The following is an 18966-nucleotide window of genomic DNA, read 5'->3' on the forward strand; positions in this document are numbered from 1 at the left end:
CTGCGCGGGACTCAGCGCCGTTCGTCGGCGAGATGGCTGCGGATCACGTCCGCGAACGACGTATCGCCCGTCAACCCGAGCGCTTCCGCGCGCGACGTATCCCAACGGCCCGGCCAGCTGCCGACGATCTTCTCGACGCGTTCGTCCGGCACATGGCGGATCCGCTTCACGACGTCGTCGCCCGCGACCTCGCGCAGCGCCGCGATCATTTCGTCGACCGACACCGACAGGCCGGGCAGATTGATCACCCGTTTGTTGCCGAGCTTCGCGCTGTCGATCTCGCAGCCCGCGACGAGCGCTTCGATCGCGCCGCGCGGCGACAGCAGCCACAGCCGCGTCGAACCCGGCACCGGGCATACGCTTTCCTCGCCGTTCAGCGGCTCGCGGATGATGCCGCTCGCGAACGACGACGCCGCCGCATTCGGGCGGCCCGGCCGCACGCTGATCGTCGGCAGCCGCAGCACACGGCCGTCGACGAAGCCGCGCCGCGCGTAGTCGCACAGCAGCAGCTCGGCGATTGCCTTCTCGGCGCCGTACGACGATTGCGGGTTCAGCGCGGTGTCGTCCTGCACGACGTCGGGCAGCGTGCCGCCATAGACCGCAACGGAGCTCGTGAACACGACGCGCGGCCGATGGCCGCGCGCGCGGCATACTTCGAGCAGCGTGCGCGATGCGTCGAGGTTGATCCGCATGCCGAGATCGAAATCGGCTTCGGCCTGCCCGCTGACGATCGCCGCGAGGTGGAAGATCGCGCCCGTCTGCGTGTCGATCGCGCGGTCGAGTACCGCGCGCTCGGCGATGTCGCCGACGATCGACGTCACGCGCGCGTCGCCGAAATCGCTGCCCGCGACGACGTCGAGCAGCACCAGCTCGTCGATCTTCTCGCTGCGGCCGTCGGGGCCGGTGAGTTCGCTGCGCTCGAGCAGCTTGCGCGCGAGACGCTGGCCGAGAAAGCCGGCGCCGCCGGTGATCAGTACTTTCATGTTCTTTACCCTCGGAAGAATGCTGGAATTACAGGTACGGCTTGAGCCAGCCGAGCCCTTCGGACGTGCCGGCCTTCGGGCGGTACTCGCAGCCGATCCAGCCGTCGTAGCCGAGCGCATCGATCAGCGCGAACAGGTACGGATAGTTGAGTTCGCCGACATTCGGCTCGTGGCGCTCGGGCACGCCCGCGATCTGGATATGGCCAATGCCCGCGAAATCGCGCTTGAGCTTCATCGCGAGATCGCCTTCGACGATCTGGCAGTGGTAGCAGTCGAACTGCACCTTCAGGTTCGGCGCGCCGACTTCCGCGCAGATCGCCTGCGCGTCGTCCTGGCGGCTCAGGAAATAGCCGGGCATGTCGCGCTGGTTGATCGGTTCGATCAGGATCGTGATGCCGTGCGCGGCGGCAGCCTGCGTCGCATGGCGCAGGTTCGCGAGATAGGTGTCGCGATGGCGGGCGCGGTCGGCGCCCGGCGGCACCATGCCGGCCATCACGTGCAGCTTCTCGTTGCCGAGCACGCGCGCATAGTCGAGCGCCTGGTCGATGCCGCGCCGGAACTCGTCCTCGCGGCCCGGCAGCGACGCGGTGCCGCGTTCGCCCGCGGCCCAGTCGCCGGGCGGCGCATTGAACAGCGCCTGTTCGAGGTGGTGCGCATCGAGGCGCGCGCGGATGTCCTCGGCGGCGAAGTCGTACGGGAACAGGTACTCGACGGCCTTGAAGCCGTCGTAGGCGGCAGCGGCGAAGCGTTCGAGGAACGCATGCTCGGTGTACATCATCGAGAGGTTGGCGGCGAAGCGTGGCATGGCAGCGGGTCCTGTGAATGAATGGGGCGGGGCGCGCGGCGCCCCGCGTCGAATGGCGGCCGGATCGGCGACTCGGCGAATCAGCGGTTCACGAGTTTCGCGGGCGTGAGCCACACGGCGATCGCGCCGATCACGAGCATCGCGGCGAGCACGTACATGCCGGACGCCGTGCTGTGCGTGACGTCCTTCAGGTAGCCGATCACGTACGGGCTCGCGAACCCGGCGAGGTTGCCGACCGAGTTGATGATCGCGATCCCGGCCGCGGCCGCGGAGCCCGCGAGGAACGCGGTCGGCAGCGACCAGAACAGCGGCGCGCAGGTCAGCACGCCGCCCGCCGCGAGCGACAGGAACACGATCGACACCGCCGTATTGTGCGAGTACGACGCGGCGACCGCAAACCCGATTGCACCCATCAGCGCCGGCACGATCAGGTGCCAGCGGCGTTCGCGGCGCTTGTCCGCGCTGTGGCCGAACAGGTTCATCACGACGATCGCGACGAGGAACGGAATGGCCGACAGCAGGCCGATCTGCAGCGTATCGGTGATGCCGGTCGACTTGACGAGCGTCGGCATCCAGAACGTGAGGCCGTACTGGCCCGTGACGAACGCGAAGTAGATCAGCGACATCCACCACATGCGCGGGTCCGCGAACACGGCCTTCAGCGAATGGCCGTGCTGCTGCTGTTCTTGCGGCTGCGCGGCGATCTCGTCCTCCAGCAACTGCTTTTCGCGCTCGTCGAGCCACTTCGCGCTGCGGATGCTGTTGTCGAGATACAGGATCGTCGCGATACCGACGAGCACGGCCGGCACGGCTTCGATCATGAACATCCATTGCCAGCCGTGGAAGCCCGAGCCGCCGTGGAAGCGCTCCATGATCCAGCCCGACAGCGGGTTGCCGAAGATGCCCGACACGGGAATCGCGGACATGAACACCGCGATGATCTTCGCGCGGCGATGCGACGGGAACCAGTACGTGAGGTACAGGATCACGCCGGGATAGAAGCCGGCTTCCGCGAGGCCGAGCAGGAAGCGCAGCACGTAAAACTGCGTCGGCGTCTGCACGAACGCGAACAGCGCGGACAGCAGGCCCCACGTGATCATGATCCGTGCGATCCAGATGCGTGCGCCGAGGCGATGCATCAGCAGGTTGCTTGGCAGTTCGAAAAGAAAATAACCCAGAAAGAAAATGCCGGCGCCGAGCCCGAACACCGTTTCGCTGAACGCGAGATCCTGCGACATCTGCAGCTTCGCGAAGCCGACGTTCACGCGGTCGAGATACGCAACCACGTAGCAGAGCATCAGGAACGGCACGATGCGCCAGAACACTTTCTTGTAGGTGCGGTCGAGTTCCGCGGCATGGGCGGGCGCGGCGGGCGAGCGGCCAGCGGCCGCGTCGAGAGCAGTCATCGTCGTCTCCAATGATGTCGTGTGCCGGCGGCGCGTACGTCGCCGGTCGTGTGTGTGCTGACGGAAGGGCCCGCGCACACGGCGGGCATGGGAATCGTTGCGTGGCGCGTCGCTACCAGCGCGCGCCGAAGCTGGCGCGCAGCTCGTCGAGCGCGGCGTCGTCGAGCGGCTCGGGTTTCGGGTGCGTCATCAGCCACAGCCGCGCCGTTTCCTCGAGCTCCTCGAGCGCATACGACGCGTGCGACACCGACGGTCCCCACATCACGGGGCCGAGGCGCTCGAGCAGCACGCCGCGCACCCGGTCGGCGAGCGCTGCGACTTCGGCGGCAACGCCCGGATCGCCGGGGCGGCGGTAGCGGATCAGCGGAATGTGGCCGACCTTCATCACGTAGTACGGTGTGATCGGCGGCAGCACGTCGGTGTCGCGCCACACGCCCGCGAGCGTCAGCGCGACGAGATGCGTCGAATGCGTGTGGACGACGCCGTTCGCTTCGGCATTGCGCGCGTAGATGCCGCGATGCAGCGCGAGCGTCTTCGATGGCTTGCCGCCCGCTACGGGCTGGCCGTCGAGGCCGACCTTCGCGATGTCGTTCGGGTCGAGCCGGCCGAGGCACGCATCGGTCGGCGTGATCAGCCAGCCGTCGGGCAGGCGTGCGCTGATGTTGCCGGCGCTGCCGACCGCGTGGCCGCGCGCATACAGGCTTGCACCGACCACGCAGATTTCTTCGCGCAGTTTTGCTTCGACGCTCATCGTGCGGCTCCGTCCAGCGCGCGCAGCGCCTTGTCGAATAAGTCCGTGGCGCCGAAGTTGCCGGACTTCAGCGCGAGGCCGAGCGGCTGCGCGTCGATGGTGGCCGTCGCCGGCACGCCCGGATCGATCTGCGCGCCGATCTGCAGCGACTTCACGTCGAGCGCCTGCACGACCGCACCGGACGTCTCGCCGCCGGCGACGACGAACTTGCGCACGCCGAGATCACGCAGGCCGCGCGCGATCGCCGCGAGCGTGGCTTCGACGAGATGGCCGGCCGCATCGACGCCGAGCGCCTGCTGCACCGACTTCACTTCGTCGGGCGTCGCGGTCGCGTAGATCAGCACGGGCTGCGGCAGGTGCGCGCGCGCGAACGCGAGCGCCTGGTCGACGACGGGTTCGCCGCGCGAGGCCGCGAGCGGATCGATGCGAAAGCTCGGCCGCGTGGCGCGCCATGCGGCGACCTGCGCGTTGGTGGCCTTCGACGCGCTGCCGGCGAGCACCGTCGAGAGCCCTTCGATGCGCCGCAGCGACGCCGCGTTGTCGCGCTCGGGCAGTTGCTCCGCGCGACGGAAATTCGCGGGCAGGCCGAGCGCGATGCCCGAGCCGCCGGTGACGAGCGGCAGGCCCGCGCACGCTTCGCCGAGCACGTAGAGGTCGCGATCCGACAGCGCGTCGGCGATCGCGAAGCGCACGCCTTCCGCGCGCAGTTGCTCGATCCGCGTGCGCACGGCCGCCGCGCCCAGCGCGATCGTGTCGTAGCGGATCAGGCCGACCGGCGACTTCGTCTGCCGTTGCAGCACGCGCACGAGGTTCGCGTCCTGCATCGGCGTGAGCGGATGATTCTCCATGCCTGATTCGTTCAGCAGCACGTCGCCGACGAACAGGTGGCCGCGATAGATCGTGCGGCCGTTCTCGGGGAACGCCGGGCACGCGATCGTGAAGCCGCCGCCGGCCGCATCGAGCAGCGCATCGGCGACGGGACCGATGTTGCCCGCGTCGGTCGAATCGAACGTCGAGCAGTACTTGAAGAAGAACTGCCGGCAGCCTTGCGCGCGCAGCCATTCGTACGCGGCGAGCGATTGCGCGACGGCGTCGGCCGCGGGGATCGTGCGCGACTTCAGCGCGACGACGATCGCGTCGGCATCGAGCGCGGTGTCTGCGGCGCCGTCGGCGGGCACGCCGATCGTCTGCACGGTGCGCATGCCGCTCTTCACGAGCATGTTCGCGAGATCGGTCGCGCCGGTGAAATCGTCGGCGATGCAGCCGAGCAGGGGACGGGAAGCGGAAGCGGTCATGGCGGAAGCGTCGGTCGAATCAGCGGGCGGGCGGCAGCGTGATGCCGGGGAAAGTCTTGATCACGGCGGAATCGTCCTCGCCGCCGTGGCCGGCGCTCGACGCGCTCATGAACATCTGGTGCGCGGTGGCCGACAGCGGCAGCGGAAACTTGCTGCGGCGCGCGGTATCGAGCACGAGGCCGAGATCCTTCACGAAGATGTCGACGGCCGACAGCGGCGTGTAGTCGCCGTTCAGGATGTGCGGCACGCGGTTCTCGAACATCCACGAGTTGCCGGCGCTGTGCGTGATCACGTCGTACAGCGCGTCCGCATCGACGCCTTCGCGCAGGCCGAGCGCCATCGCCTCGGCCGCTGCCGCGATATGCACGCCGGCCAGCAGCTGGTTGATGATCTTCACTTTCGAGCCGATGCCGTGCGCGTCGCCGAGGCGATAGACCTTGCCGGCGATCGCCGCGAGCACGTCCTCGCAGCCCGCATAGGCGGCCGCCGGCCCCGACGTCATCATTGTCATCTCGCCGGAGGCCGCGCGCGCGGCGCCGCCGGATACCGGCGCATCGAGCATCTGCAGGCCGGCCGCCTCGATGCGCGCGCCGAGCGCGACCGCGAATTCGGGCGCGACGGTCGCGCTGGCGATCACGACGCCGCCCGGCTTCATCGCCGCGACCGCGCCCTGCTCGCCGAACAGCACCGTGTCGGTCTGCGCGGCGTTGACGACGAGCGTGACGACGACGTCGCACTGCGCGCCGAGTTCGGCCGGCGTCGCGCAGGCAATGCCGCCTTCGGCGGCGAACGCCTGCAGCACGGTGTCGCGCACGTCGCATGCGTGCACGCGCAGGCCGGCGCGCAGCAGCGAGCGGGCGACGCCGAGGCCCATCGCGCCGAGGCCGATGACTCCAACATTTCGTGACATGGTCAACCTTGATCGATTCGGGAGAGGTTCGTGACAGCGGCGCCTGCGGAGGCGGCGGCCGCGGGCTTCAGCAAATGCCGGCTTCCGCGAGGCGGCGGGCGGCGTTGTACATGTGCGTGCGCGCCGCGTTGCGGGCGGCCATCGGGTCGCGCGCGCGGATCGCGTCGGCGATCGCCGCGTGTTCCTCGCGCACCTGGCGCGAGAAGTCCTCGCGCGTCGCTTCGTTGCGCCGCGTGACCTTCACGCCGGCTTCGAGGTACTGGTTCAGGAACTGCAGCGTCTTCAGGAAATACGGGTTGCCGGTGACGGCCGCGATCGTGCGGTGGAACGCGACGTCTTCCGCGACACCATCGCGCCCTTCGGCCACCGCGTCGTCGATCTTGCGCAGCGCATCGTCGATGTCGGCCATGTCTTCATCGGTGTGGTTCAGCGCGGCCTCGGCCGCGACCTCGGCCTCGATCGCGCGGCGCACCGCGAGCAGGTGCGGCAGCGACGTGGCTTCGACCGCTTCCGCGTAGTCGATCCGCAGCGGCCGGATCGCGCCGTGCTGGTTCACGTACACGCCGCTGCCCTGGCGCGGCTCGACCACGCCTTCGTTCTTCAGCCGCGAGATCGCCTCGCGGATCACCGTGCGGCTCACGCCGAATTCCTGCGCGAGCACGGCCTCCGTGGGCAGCTTGCCGGTGGCGGAGAAACTGCCGACTTCGATCTGCTTGAGCAGTTGCTGCGCGACATGGTCGCTCATCGCGCGGGCGGGAATTTTCTCGAACATGGTGCTCTGGATTGTCAGGTTATGTGGTCATCATACAAATTTGAATGGGCGACAGCATCCGGGATAACCCTTGGTTAACGGAGTGCAACGTCGGTTAAATTGATTGAAACCGGTTCCAACTGAGCTGAAATCGATGCGTTCGAGTGTCGTGTCGCGATCGGTTGGAAAAGGAGCGGGGGCCCGTCGCCGTCAGTCGGCGATGTCCTCGACGGTGTCCGCCGCGATGGCCGCGCCGGCTTCCGCCACTTCCCCGCCACGCTCCCGATACGTCGCCGGCGGCACGCCGAACTGCTTGCGGAATTCGCGCCCGAGGTGCGACGCATCGGCGAATCCGCAGCTCGACGCGATATCGGCCACCGTGCGGTCCGAGCTCGTGAGCAGCCACGCGGCCGTGCGCAGTCGCACCTGCTTCGCGAACGCCTGCGGGCTCTTGCCCGTCTCCGCCTTGAACAGCCGCTCGAGCTGGCGCGTCGACAAATCGAGCTTGCTCGCGAGCTCGTCGAGCGACAGCGCCCGCCCGACATGCTGTTCCATCAGGAGAATCGCGCGCTTGACCTTCGGGTGCGTGGCCGGCTCGAGGCCCGGCGGATGCGGCTGCGGCGCATTGCCTTTCTGCATCTCGCCGACCAGCAGGATGCGCAGCGCCTTCTGCACGGTCGCGTGATCGAAGTGGCGCAGCAGGATCGCGGCGGCGACGTCGATCGACGCGCGGCCGCCCGAACAGGTGATGCGACGCCGGTCGATCACGAACAGCCGGTCGGCGATCAGCAGGTCGGGATCGGCAGCCGGAAAGCGCTCGATGAAATCCCAGTAGTGGAACCAGCTCACGCAGGTGCGGTAGCCGTCGAGCACGCCGGCCCGCATCAGCGTGAACACGCCGGTGCAGATACCGACGACCGTCGCGCCGCCGGCCGCCGCGCGGCGGATGAACTCGAGCGTCTCGGGGCCGGCCTGCGGCCCCGAATGCAGCAGACCGCCGACCATCACGACATAGTCGAACGGCTCGGCCGCGTCGAACGTTTCCCACGGCGTGATCTGGATCCCGCAGCTCGCGCGCACCGGCGCGAGGGTCTCGCCGATCACGCTCCACGCGCAGCGCACGGGCTTGCTGTAGTCGCCGTCGTCCGCCGACAGCCGCAGCATGTCGACGAAGCCGGAGAAGGCCGTCAGCGTGAAGTTCGGCAGCAGCACGATGCCGAAGCGGATACGCCGCGGCGCGGGTTCTGCGAGGGGGGAAGCGGGTACGTCGGTTGTCATCGCGGCCAATCTCTTCACGCCGGGCGGGCGGTCTCACTCAGTCTGTTGATACGGGGCATGCGGGTACGGCGGCCGGGCGGGGCGGATGCAGCCAGCGTCGCTGATCGGTTCCGGCACGACTTGTGGTTTTCCGTCGCGAACCATCGCCAAAACGCACTTTCGGGCCTGCCGGCGGGGCGCTTGGCGGCGGTATCCCACGCCGATGCCGTTTTTGTTCTATCGGCCGATTTTACGCTTTGATGTACTGGCGCCAACGTCATTTCACGTGTGTGCCACCCAGAGGAAGCCAATGAACGTCAGCGTCTTCGACCTGTTCAAGATCGGCATCGGCCCGTCCAGTTCGCATACGGTCGGCCCGATGATCGCCGCGTGCCGCTTCGCGTCGCACGTGGAGGACGCGAACCTGCTCGGTTTCGTGCGCCGCGTGCGGGTCGAACTATACGGCTCGCTCGGCGCGACCGGCAAGGGCCACGGCACCGACAAGGCCGTGCTGCTCGGTCTCGAGGGCCACCTGCCCGACACGATCGATCCGGACCTGATCGAGCCGCGGCTCGCCGCGATCCGGGCGGAGAAGTCGCTGTCGCTGCTCGGCAAGCAGACCGTCCGTTTCGAGGAGAAGGAGCACATCGGCTTCTATCGCAAGCTGATGAGCGGCACGAGCATCGTGCACCCGAACGGGATGCGCTTCCAGGCCTTCGACGAGCACGGCCAGCTGCTCGTCGAGAAAGAGTATTACTCGGTCGGCGGCGGCTTCGTCGTGAACCGCGACGGCGATCGCGTGAACGGCGTGCGTGCGGCGGTCGAGGTGCCGTATCCGTTCCGCACCGGCGACGACCTGATGCGCCAGTGCCGCGAGCACGGGCTGTCGATCGCCGAGCTGATGATGCGCAACGAATGCGCGCTGCGTCCCGCCGACGAAGTACGCGCCGGGTTGCTCGCGATCTGGCGCACGATGGCCGCCTGCGTCGAGCGCGGCTGCAAGGTCGAGGGCGACCTGCCGGGCCCGATGCGCGTGAAGCGCCGCGCGGCCGAGCTGAACAATCGCCTGCGCGCGCGTTCGGAAGAGTCGCTGCGCGACCCGCTGTCGATGCTCGACTGGGTCAACCTGTATGCGATGGCCGTCAACGAGGAGAACGCGGCGGGCGGCCGGGTCGTCACCGCGCCGACCAACGGCGCGGCCGGCGTGATTCCCGCGGTGCTGCACTACTACGTGAAGTTCGTGCCGGGCTCGAACGAAGCCGGCATCGTCGAATTCCTGATGACGGCCGCGGCGATCGGGATCATCTACAAGGAAACCGCGTCGATCTCCGGCGCGGAAGTCGGTTGCCAGGGCGAAGTGGGCGTCGCGTGCTCGATGGCCGCCGCCGCGCTCGCCGCGGTGATGGGCGGCACGCCCGACCAGGTGGAGAACGCCGCCGAGATCGGCATGGAGCACAACCTCGGGATGACCTGCGACCCGGTCGGCGGGCTCGTGCAGATCCCGTGCATCGAGCGCAACGCGATGGGCGCGATCAAGGCGCTGAACGCGTCGCGCATGGCGCTCAAGGGTAACGGCCAGCACTACGTGTCTCTCGATTCGGTCATCAAGACGATGCGCGAAACGGGCGCCGACATGAAGACGAAATACAAGGAAACGTCGCGCGGCGGTCTGGCCGTGAACGTCATCGAATGCTAAACGAAGGATCACTCACATGAGCCGCTACTCGATATTCAGCCTGTTCCGCAACGGCCTCTCGTATCACGAGAACTGGGAAAAGCAGTGGAAGAGCCCGGAACCGAAGAAGGAATACGACGTCGTGATCGTCGGCGGCGGCGGCCACGGCCTCGCGACTGCCTACTACCTCGCGAAGGAGCACGGGATCACGAACGTCGCGATCCTCGAGAAGGGCTGGATCGGCGGCGGCAACACCGCGCGCAACACGACGATCGTCCGTTCGAATTACCTGTGGGACGAATCGGCCGCGCTGTACGAGAAGGCGATGAAGCTGTGGGAAGGGCTGTCGCAGGACCTGAACTACAACGTGATGTTCAGCCAGCGCGGCGTGATGAACCTGGCCCACACGCTGCAGGACGTGCGTGACACCGAGCGCCGCGTGAACGCGAACCGGCTGAACGGCGTCGACGCCGAATTCCTGACGCCCGCGCAGATCAAGGAAATCGAGCCGACCATCAACCTGAACAGCCGCTACCCGGTGCTCGGCGCATCGATCCAGCGCCGTGCAGGCGTGGCGCGTCACGACGCGGTGGCCTGGGGCTTCGCGCGCGGCGCGGATCGCGCCGGTGTCGACATCATCCAGAACTGCCAGGTGACGGGCATTCGCCGCGAAGGCGGTGCGGTGGTCGGCGTCGACACGGTGAAGGGTTTCATCAAGGCGAAGAAGGTCGCGGTGGTCGCGGCCGGCAACACGACGACGCTCGCCGACATGGCCGGCGTGCGCCTGCCGATCGAGAGCCACCCGCTGCAGGCGCTGGTGTCCGAGCCGATCAAGCCGGTCGTCAACTCGGTGATCATGTCGAACGCGGTGCACGCGTACATCAGCCAGTCCGACAAGGGCGACCTCGTGATCGGCGCCGGCATCGACCAGTACACGGGCTTTGGCCAGCGCGGCAGCTTCCACATCATCGAAAGCACGCTGCAGGCGATCGTCGAGATGTTCCCCGTGTTCTCGCGCGTACGGATGAACCGCCAGTGGGGTGGCATCGTCGACGTGTCGCCGGACGCGTGCCCGATCATCACCAAGACCGACGTGAAGGGCCTCTATTTCAACTGCGGCTGGGGTACCGGCGGCTTCAAGGCGACGCCCGGCTCGGGCTGGGTGTTCGCGCACACGATCGCCCGCGACGAACCGCATCCGCTGAACGCGCCGTTCGCGCTCGACCGTTTCTACACGGGCCACCTGATCGACGAGCACGGCGCTGCCGCCGTCGCGCACTGACCACGCATACGAGGAGAAAAACATGTTGCTGATCGAATGTCCGTGGTGCGGGCCGCGCGCCGAATCCGAGTTCTCGTGCGGCGGTGAAGCCGACATCGTACGCCCCGTGAACAACGAGAACATGACCGACCGCGAATGGGGCGAGTACGTGTTCATGCGCGAGAACAAGCGCGGGCTGCACAAGGAGCAGTGGCTGCACACGCAGGGCTGCCGCCGCTGGTTCAAGGCCACGCGCGACACGGTGACCTACGATATCAAGGGCTACGAAAAGTTCGGCGAAGCTGCCGGCAACGCACACGAAGAGGGCACGAGCAAATGAGCCAGAAAGACCGCCTCGGCACCGGTGGCCGCATCAATCGCGCGATTCCGTTGACCTTCACGTTCAACGGCCGCACGTATCAGGGCTTCCAGGGCGACACGCTCGCGTCCGCGCTGCTCGCGAACGGCGTGCACTTCGTCGCGCGCAGCTTCAAGTACCACCGTCCGCGCGGGATCGTGACGGCCGACGTCGCGGAACCGAATGCCGTCGTGCAGCTCGAATCGGGCCCGTACACGGTGCCGAACGCACGCGCGACCGAGATCGAGCTGTACCAGGGGCTCGTCGCAACGAGCGTGAACGCGGAGCCGTCGCTCGAGAACGACAAGTACGCGATCAACCAGAAGCTGTCGCGCTTCCTGCCGGCCGGCTTCTATTACAAGACCTTCATGTGGCCGCGCAACATGTGGCCGAAGTACGAAGAGAAGATCCGTGAAGCGGCCGGCCTCGGCAAGGCGCCGGAAGCGCTCGACGCCGATCGCTACGACAAGTGCTACGCGCACTGCGACGTGCTCGTGGTCGGCGGTGGCCCGTCGGGCCTCGCGGCCGCGCATGCGGCGGCCACGGCCGGCGCGCGCGTGATCCTCGTCGACGACCAGCGCGAACTCGGCGGCAGCCTGCTGTCGTGCCGCGCCGAGATCGACGCGAAGCCCGCGCTGCAATGGGTCGAGAAGATCGAGGCCGAGCTGCGCAAGCTGCCCGACGTGACGATCCTGTCGCGCAGCACCGCGTTCGGCTATCAGGACCACAACCTCGTGACGGTCACGCAGCGTCTGACCGATCACCTGCCGGTGTCGATGCGCAAGGGCACGCGCGAGCTGCTGTGGAAGGTCCGCGCGAAGCGCGTGATCCTCGCGACCGGCGCGCACGAACGTCCGATCGTGTTCGGCAACAACGACCTGCCGGGCGTGATGCTCGCAGGCGCCGTGTCTACCTACGTACATCGCTTCGGCGTGCTGCCGGGCCGCAACGCGGTCGTGTTCACGAACAACGATCGCGCGTACCAGACCGCGCTCGACCTGAAGGCGTGCGGCGCGAAGGTGACGGTCGTCGATTCGCGCGCATCGTCGAACGGCGCGCTGCCGGCCGCCGCGAAGCGGCAGGGCGTGACGGTGATGAGCGGCGCAGTCGTGACCGGCGCATCGGGCAAGTGGCGCGTATCGTCGGTCGACGTCGCGTCCTACTCGAACGGCCAGACCGGCGGCAAGCTGCAGACGCTGCCGTGCGACCTCGTCGCGATGTCGGGTGGCTTCAGCCCGGTGCTGCACCTGTTCGCGCAGTCGGGCGGCAAGGCCTGCTGGAACGACGAGAAGGCGTGCTTCCTGCCGGGCAAGCCCGTGCAGGCGGAAGCGAGCATCGGTGCCGCGGCCGGCGAATTCAGCCTGGCCCGTGCGCTGCGACTCGCGGTCGATGCGGGCGTGGAAGCCGCGAAGGCAGCGGGTTTCACAGCCGAGCAGCGCGCGGTCGCGCCGCAGGTCGCGGAAACCGTCGAAGGCGCACTGCAGCCGCTGTGGCTGGTCGGCAGCCGCGAAGCCGCGGCACGCGGGCCGAAGCAGTTCGTCGACTTCCAGAACGACGTGTCGGCCGCGGACATCCTGCTGGCCGCACGCGAAGGCTTCGAGTCGGTCGAGCACGTGAAGCGCTACACGGCGATGGGCTTCGGCACCGACCAGGGCAAGCTCGGCAACATCAACGGGATGGCGATCCTCGCGGGCGCGCTCGGCAAGACGATTCCGGAAACGGGCACGACGACGTTCCGCCCGAACTACACGCCCGTGTCGTTCGGCACGTTCGCGGGCCGCGAGCTCGGCGATTTCCTCGACCCGATCCGCAAGACCTGCGTGCACGAGTGGCACGTCGAGCACGGCGCGCTGTTCGAGGACGTCGGCAACTGGAAGCGGCCGTGGTACTTCCCGAAGAACGGCGAGGATCTCCATGCCGCGGTGAAGCGTGAATGCCTGGCGGTGCGCAACAGCGTCGGCATCCTCGACGCGTCGACGCTCGGCAAGATCGACATCCAGGGCCCGGACGCGGTGAAGCTGCTGAACTGGATGTACACGAACCCGTGGAACAAGCTCGAAGTGGGCAAGTGCCGCTACGGGCTGATGCTCGACGAGAACGGGATGGTGTTCGACGACGGCGTGACGGTGCGCCTCGCCGACCAGCATTTCATGATGACGACCACGACGGGCGGCGCGGCGCGCGTGCTCACGTGGCTCGAGCGCTGGCTGCAGACCGAATGGCCCGACATGAAGGTACGGCTCTCGTCGGTCACCGATCACTGGGCAACGTTCGCGGTGGTCGGCCCGAAGAGCCGCAAGGTCGTGCAGAAGGTGTGCCAGGACATCGACTTCGGCAACGAGGCGTTCCCGTTCATGAGCTACCGGAACGGCACGGTTGCAGGCGCGAAGGCGCGCGTGATGCGGATCAGCTTCTCGGGCGAGCTCGCGTATGAAGTGAACGTGCCGGCGAATGCGGGCCGCGCGGTGTGGGAAGCGCTGATGGCGGCCGGTGCCGAGTTCGACATCACGCCGTACGGCACCGAGACGATGCACGTGCTGCGTGCGGAGAAGGGCTACATCATCGTCGGCCAGGATACCGACGGCTCGATCACGCCGTACGATCTCGGGATGGGCGGGCTCGTCGCGAAGTCGAAGGACTTCCTCGGCAAGCGTTCGCTTGCGCGCTCGGACACCGCGAAGGAAGGCCGCAAGCAGTTCGTCGGCCTGCTGACCGAGGACGAGCAGTTCGTGTTGCCGGAAGGCGCGCAGATCATCGCGAAGGACACGCAGGTGTCGGCGGTCGATCCGACGCCGATGCTCGGCCACGTGACGTCGAGTTACTACAGCCCGATCCTGAAGCGCTCGATCGCGCTCGCGGTGGTGAAGGGCGGCCTGAACAAGATGGGCGAGAGCGTCGTGATTCCGCTGGCCAACGGCCGCCGCATCACCGCGAAGATCTCGAGCCCGGTTTTCTACGATACCGAAGGGGTGCGCCAGCATGTGGAATGAAACCAGAAACCAGACGCAGGTGGCGGGCGCGGGCGGCGTGACGCTTGAATCGCCGTTCGTCGGCGCGGCCGACGTGCTGAAGCCGCACCAGGCGCGCGCCTCGAAGAAGTTCACGCTGCGCGAGCGGCCGTTCCTCGATCTCGTCAACGTGCGCGGCGAATTGAGCGATCCGGCGTTCGTGAGCGCGTTCGAGCGCGTGGTCGGCTGCCGGCCGCCCGCGGCGCCGAACACGGTCGCGCGCGGCGCCGAGTACGACGTGCTGTGGCTCGGCCCCGACGAGTGGCTCGTGCGCTCGAACGGGCCGGTGCCGGCGGGCGTGCTCGAAGCGAAGCTCGCGGAAGCCGTGCAGGGCACGTATGCGGCGGCCGTCGACGTCGGCAGCGGCTATACGGTCGTCGAGCTCAGCGGCGAACGCGTGCGCGACGTGCTCGCACGCGGCTGCCCGCTCGATCTCCATCCGCGTGCGTTCAAGCCGGGCCAGTGCGCGCAGTCGCATTACTTCAAGTCGTCGATCGTGCTGATCCCGACCGGTGACGATGCGTTCGAGATCGTCGTGCGCCGCAGCTTCGCCGACTACTTCGTGCGCATCATGCTCGACGCGGCCGCGCCGCTCGCATCATGAAGCCGTTCGACGAACCGTTCGTGGCGATCGACGCGCCGCGCCTGCGCGGGCGCGGCTGGAGCGTGTTCGTCGACGAACTGAAGGTGCCCGCGCGGATCGGCATTCATGCGCACGAGCATGAAGCGCCGCAGCCGATCGTGATCGATGCGCGGCTCGGCTATCGGTGCGAGCCGAGCGAGCAGGGCGAGTGGATCGATTACGACGGCTATTGCGCGCGCCTTGCGGCGTTCCTGTCGCACAAGCCGCATACGCGGCTGCTCGAGACGCTCGTCGCCGATATCGCGGTGCTGTCGTTCCGCGAGTGGCCGGCGCTGGAGTCGCTGACGCTGTCGGTGTACAAGCCGAAGATCCGGCCCGGCACGAAGCGGGTTGGCGTGTCGCTCGACTGGACGCGCGGGGATTATTTGCGGTGGACGGGGGCGGTGGGGCAGTTTTGACGCAGGAGCGGCGGCCGACGAGCGCATCGAGACGATGCCGGTCGGTTGCCGGCCGTGGCACTTGTTGGTCTTTATAGTTCCTGAAATATGCGAACAATTCGCCGTCGCTGACGTTCAAGCCTTTAATTCCGATATTCTCGTAACAATGCCGTCGATGCCGTTCGTCGGCGTTTTGTTCCCGGTATCCCGGAATTATGGCCCGCACCTTACCCCGCCCCATTGCATCACCCGACCCGCTCGCGCAGGATCTCGCGGCGCTGGGTGCACTCGTCCGCAACCGGCGGGCGCAGAACCGGATGCGGATCGACGACGCAGCCGACATGCTCGGCGTCTCCAAGGACGTGCTGTCGCGGCTCGAAAACGGCCGGGCGGTGGGCCTCGACAAGTTGTTCAAGGTACTCGACGGTCTGGGACTCAATTTGCTCGTCGTACCGAAGCGCGAAGTGCCCGTCGCACGCAAGGCATTGCATGAACTTGCCGAGCCGACTGTGCCGGCGGAGTCGCGGGAGGGCGCGTGACGTTGCGATCACCCTGAGCCGATACATCAAGCCGCAGCCGCCCCATCCAGCGCCGGATAGTCGACATACCCGCGCGCATCGCCGCCGAAGAACGTTTCGCGCCGCGCGTCGTTCATCGGCGCGCCGGTCTTCACCCGCGTCACGAAATCCGGATTCGCCAGCACCATCTGCCCGTACGCTTCGAGATCGGCCAGCCCCGACGTCACGTCGGTGCCGATCGCGTCGCGCGTGCGGCCCGGACGATTCAGGATCAGCGTGCCGCTCCAGCGCGCGCGCAGGTCGGCCAGCAGCGCTTCATTGCCCTGATGCATCACGTGCAGGTAGGCGAGGCCGAGACGGTCGAGTTCCGTCGCGAGATGGCGATACAGGTCCGGCCCTTCCTCACCTTCGTCGAGGCCGCCCAGCGTATTGCCGGGCGATACGCGGATGGCCGTGCGATCCGCGCCGATCTCGTCGGCGATCGCCGTGGCGACCTCGATCGCGAAGCGCGCGCGGTTCTCGATCGAGCCGCCGTACGCGTCGGTGCGCGTGTTGGCATTCGGCGCGAAGAACTGCTGGATCAGGTAGCCGTTCGCGCCGTGGATCTCGACGCCATCCGCGCCCGCCTCGATCGCGCGGCGCGCGGCGAGGCGGAAGTCGTTCACGGTCGCGCGCACTTCCTCGGTCGTCAACGCACGCGGCACGGGGATGTCCTGCATGCCCTTCATCGTGAACATCGGCGCATTCGGCGCGATCGCCGACGGTGCCACGCCCTGCCGGTGATGCGGCGTATTGTCGGGATGCGACATGCGCCCGACATGCATCAGCTGGATGAACAACCGGCCGCCGCGTGCATGTACGCCGTCGCTGATCGCCTTCCAGCCGGCGACGTGCGCGTCGGTATGGATGCCGGGCGTCGTCAGGTAGCCTTGCCCGTCGTCCGACGGTTGCGTGCCTTCGCTGACGATCAGGCCGAGGCTCGATCGCTGCGCGTAATACTCGGCGGCCCATTCGCCGGGCGTGCCGTCGGCGGCGGCGCGGCTGCGGGTCATCGGCGCCATGACCAGGCGGTTTTCCAGCGTATATCGGCCCACGCGGACCGGGGTGAACAGTTGGCTCATGATGCGTCAGCTCCTCGAGAGTCGGGACGGCGGCACCGGGTCGGTGCCGCCTCTGGCGTCGGCCGCGCACGGGTGTGCCGACCTCGCCTCCACACGTCCATCATCCATTGCTTCCTTTTCGGGATAAACCGGGTAATCTGGATAGCATTGATCCATTGATGGAGCAGTGGGCATGGAACTGCTGAACGACATGGCGCTGTTCGTCGAAGTCGTGAAAGCGAAGGGCTTTCGCAGTGCGGCCGAGACGCTGGGGATGCCGAACTCGACGCTGTCGCGGCGCATCAGCGCGCTGGAGAAGGCGATCGGGCTGCGGCTGCTGCATCGTACGACGCGCCGGATCGAGCTGACCGAGGCCGGCCAGCTCTACTTCGAGCGCTGCAAGCGCATCGTCGACGAGGCGCGGCTCGCGCACGAGCAGCTCGGCGGGTTGCTGGCGGAGCCGACCGGCGTGCTGCGCGCGTCGTTTCCGGTCGATTTCGCGGTGACCTACCTGGCGCCGCTGATCGTCGAGTTCTCGACGCGTTACCCGAAGCTGACATTCGATTTCGAGCTGACGTCGCGGCGGGTCGATCTGGTGAGCGAACCGTTCGACGTGGCGATCCGCTTGGGTGAATCCGAAGATTCTCAACTGATCGCGCGGCGGTTGGCCACGCTCGGGAACTACCTGTATGCGTCGCCCGGCTATCTCGCGCGCGAGGGCGAGCCGCGCACGCCGGAAGACCTGGCGCGGCACGCGTGCCTCAGCCTGGCGAGGGCCGGCACGTGGACGCTGCACGACGGCACGCACACCGTCGCGGTACCGGTGAGCAGCCGTTTCGCGGGAAACAGCGTCGGCATGCTGCGGCGCCTGGCCACGCTCGATGCGGGCATCATCGTGCTGTCCGAGGCGATCGTCGCGGATGACCTGGCCGCCGGCCGGCTGCGCCGCGTGATGCCCGCATGGGAGGGCGAGCCGATTCCGGTCTACGCGATGACGGAAACGCGGCTGCTGCCCGCGAAGACGCAGCATTTCATCGAGTTCTTGCGGGAGCGCTTCGCGCAGGCGTGACGGGCGGGTAGCCGTTCGTCGTTCAGTTTAGTTGCCGCGGGCCGACGTCGGGGTCGTCTTTTCGCTGACCGGCACCATGCGGGCCTTCGCATCGTTCGCGGAGTTCGCGGGATTCACGGCTTTTGCGTCGTCGTCGGGTTCAAGAACGAAGCGGAACGAATCGACGCGCTGCATCACCTTCGCCGCGTACGCGTTCGAACCGCCGCTGTAGCTCCTCAGTCCGGCCCGCACGTCGCCACCGGCCGCCCTCACGTAGCCCGACAGGATCGCGGAGCCGACTTCGACGTTCGCGTTCGGGTCGGTCAGGTCCTTCACGTTGCGCACCAGGCCACGGTGCGCGGTCGGCACGACCTGCATCAGCCCGGTCGCGCCATGCTGGCCGCGCGCCTTTTCCTGGAAGCGCGATTCGATCGAAATAATGGCGTAAACGAGTGCGGGAGGCAGCGAATATTTCGTCGCAGTGACGCTCACGATATCGGCGAGCTTCGCGGCCTTTTCTCGTGCGACGCCGAACTTCTTCGTCAGGTAGGACGTGATGCGGCGGTTTGCTTCGTTGGGCTGATCGTTGGCGTCGGCGAGCGGTGCGGATGCGACGGACGGCGCCGATGCGGCTGCTTCCGGCGCGGACGCAGGCAGTGCGGGCGCTTGCTGCGCCGACGCCTGTTGCGCGATGCCGAGCGAAAGCACGATCAGCCAGAGAAACCGTCGCATGGTGGAGTGCGGGGAATGGGAAGGCGCCTAGTATATCGGCCAATCGCGGCTGGTGGTCGAGTGCCGGTTCGAATGAAAGCGGCATGTA

At 67.5% G+C, this 18966-nt stretch carries 17 protein-coding genes and 1 pseudogene; 8 read left to right on the plus strand and 10 right to left on the minus strand.

The annotated features are described in order from the left end of the window. Positions 1-11 precede the first annotated feature (11 nt). The 8 genes and pseudogenes from denD to CFB47_RS20590 form a co-directional block, all read right to left on the minus strand. Positions 12-983: a D-erythronate dehydrogenase gene (gene denD / locus CFB47_RS20555; protein WP_089462105.1), complete on the minus strand. Its 972-nt coding sequence runs from the start codon at positions 981-983 to the stop codon at positions 12-14. A 28-nt stretch (positions 984-1011) separates the two neighbouring features. Next, positions 1012-1788 (minus strand): 2-oxo-tetronate isomerase, encoded by a 777-nt coding sequence (otnI, locus tag CFB47_RS20560; protein ID WP_089462106.1) that lies wholly within the window; start codon positions 1786-1788, stop codon positions 1012-1014. Positions 1789-1868: 80 nt separating this feature from the next. Continuing rightward, positions 1869-3194: an MFS transporter gene (locus CFB47_RS20565; RefSeq protein ID WP_089462107.1), complete on the minus strand. Its 1326-nt coding sequence runs from the start codon at positions 3192-3194 to the stop codon at positions 1869-1871. A 112-nt stretch (positions 3195-3306) separates the two neighbouring features. Beyond that, entirely contained in the window at positions 3307-3945 is a 639-nt protein-coding gene (locus CFB47_RS20570; RefSeq protein ID WP_089462108.1) for an aldolase, read from the minus strand. After that, a complete protein-coding gene (otnK, locus tag CFB47_RS20575; RefSeq protein WP_089462109.1) occupies positions 3942-5240 on the minus strand; it encodes a 3-oxo-tetronate kinase in 1299 nt (432 codons plus the stop codon). Before otnK ends, CFB47_RS20570 begins: the two co-directional genes overlap by 4 nt. Positions 5241-5259: 19 nt before the next feature. Next, positions 5260-6189: pseudogene (ltnD, locus tag CFB47_RS20580) on the minus strand (L-threonate dehydrogenase); the annotation flags it as partial. Positions 6190-6217: 28 nt separating this feature from the next. Next, positions 6218-6922, minus strand: coding sequence for a FadR/GntR family transcriptional regulator (locus tag CFB47_RS20585; RefSeq protein ID WP_011354089.1), 705 nt, complete (start codon positions 6920-6922; stop codon positions 6218-6220). A 189-nt stretch (positions 6923-7111) separates the two neighbouring features. Next, entirely contained in the window at positions 7112-8179 is a 1068-nt protein-coding gene (locus tag CFB47_RS20590; protein WP_089463496.1) for a GlxA family transcriptional regulator, read from the minus strand. A gap of 289 nt (positions 8180-8468) precedes the next feature. On the opposite strand from CFB47_RS20590, the gene CFB47_RS20595 reads away from it, so the two are divergent. The 7 genes from CFB47_RS20595 (at position 8469) to CFB47_RS20625 (ending at position 16019) form a co-directional block, all read left to right on the plus strand. Further along, on the plus strand, positions 8469-9854 hold the full coding sequence (locus tag CFB47_RS20595) for an L-serine ammonia-lyase (protein WP_089426777.1): 1386 nt from the start codon (positions 8469-8471) through the stop codon (positions 9852-9854). A gap of 16 nt (positions 9855-9870) precedes the next feature. Next, complete coding sequence (locus tag CFB47_RS20600; protein WP_006480591.1) at positions 9871-11115, plus strand: sarcosine oxidase subunit beta family protein; 1245 nt, start codon at positions 9871-9873, stop codon at positions 11113-11115. A 22-nt stretch (positions 11116-11137) separates the two neighbouring features. After that, positions 11138-11434, plus strand: coding sequence for a sarcosine oxidase subunit delta (locus CFB47_RS20605; RefSeq protein WP_089462111.1), 297 nt, complete (start codon positions 11138-11140; stop codon positions 11432-11434). Further along, positions 11431-14442, plus strand: a complete 3012-nt coding sequence (locus CFB47_RS20610; protein WP_089462112.1) for a sarcosine oxidase subunit alpha family protein — start codon at positions 11431-11433, stop codon at positions 14440-14442. Before CFB47_RS20605 ends, CFB47_RS20610 begins: the two co-directional genes overlap by 4 nt. Further along, a complete protein-coding gene (locus CFB47_RS20615) occupies positions 14432-15064 on the plus strand; it encodes a sarcosine oxidase subunit gamma (protein WP_089441709.1) in 633 nt (210 codons plus the stop codon). Before CFB47_RS20610 ends, CFB47_RS20615 begins: the two co-directional genes overlap by 11 nt. Next, a complete protein-coding gene (locus tag CFB47_RS20620; RefSeq protein WP_039346594.1) occupies positions 15061-15501 on the plus strand; it encodes a dihydroneopterin aldolase in 441 nt (146 codons plus the stop codon). Before CFB47_RS20615 ends, CFB47_RS20620 begins: the two co-directional genes overlap by 4 nt. 194 nt (positions 15502-15695) lie before the next feature. Continuing rightward, a complete protein-coding gene (locus CFB47_RS20625) occupies positions 15696-16019 on the plus strand; it encodes a helix-turn-helix domain-containing protein (protein WP_089462113.1) in 324 nt (107 codons plus the stop codon). A 26-nt stretch (positions 16020-16045) separates the two neighbouring features. On the opposite strand, the gene CFB47_RS20630 is transcribed toward CFB47_RS20625, so the two are convergent. Next, positions 16046-17119: an alkene reductase gene (locus CFB47_RS20630; protein WP_089462114.1), complete on the minus strand. Its 1074-nt coding sequence runs from the start codon at positions 17117-17119 to the stop codon at positions 16046-16048. Positions 17120-17291: 172 nt separating this feature from the next. Here CFB47_RS20630 and CFB47_RS20635 point away from each other — a divergent pair, with 172 nt between their 5' ends. After that, positions 17292-18167, plus strand: coding sequence for a LysR family transcriptional regulator (locus CFB47_RS20635; protein ID WP_089462115.1), 876 nt, complete (start codon positions 17292-17294; stop codon positions 18165-18167). 27 nt (positions 18168-18194) lie between these two features. Here the strand turns inward: CFB47_RS20635 and CFB47_RS20640 are convergent, their stop codons facing one another. Then, positions 18195-18878, minus strand: coding sequence for a lytic transglycosylase domain-containing protein (locus CFB47_RS20640; protein WP_089462116.1), 684 nt, complete (start codon positions 18876-18878; stop codon positions 18195-18197). Positions 18879-18966: the final 88 nt, after the last annotated feature.

Source organism: Burkholderia sp. AU27893 (assembly GCF_002223205.1).
Classification (GTDB): Bacteria; Pseudomonadota; Gammaproteobacteria; order Burkholderiales; family Burkholderiaceae; genus Burkholderia.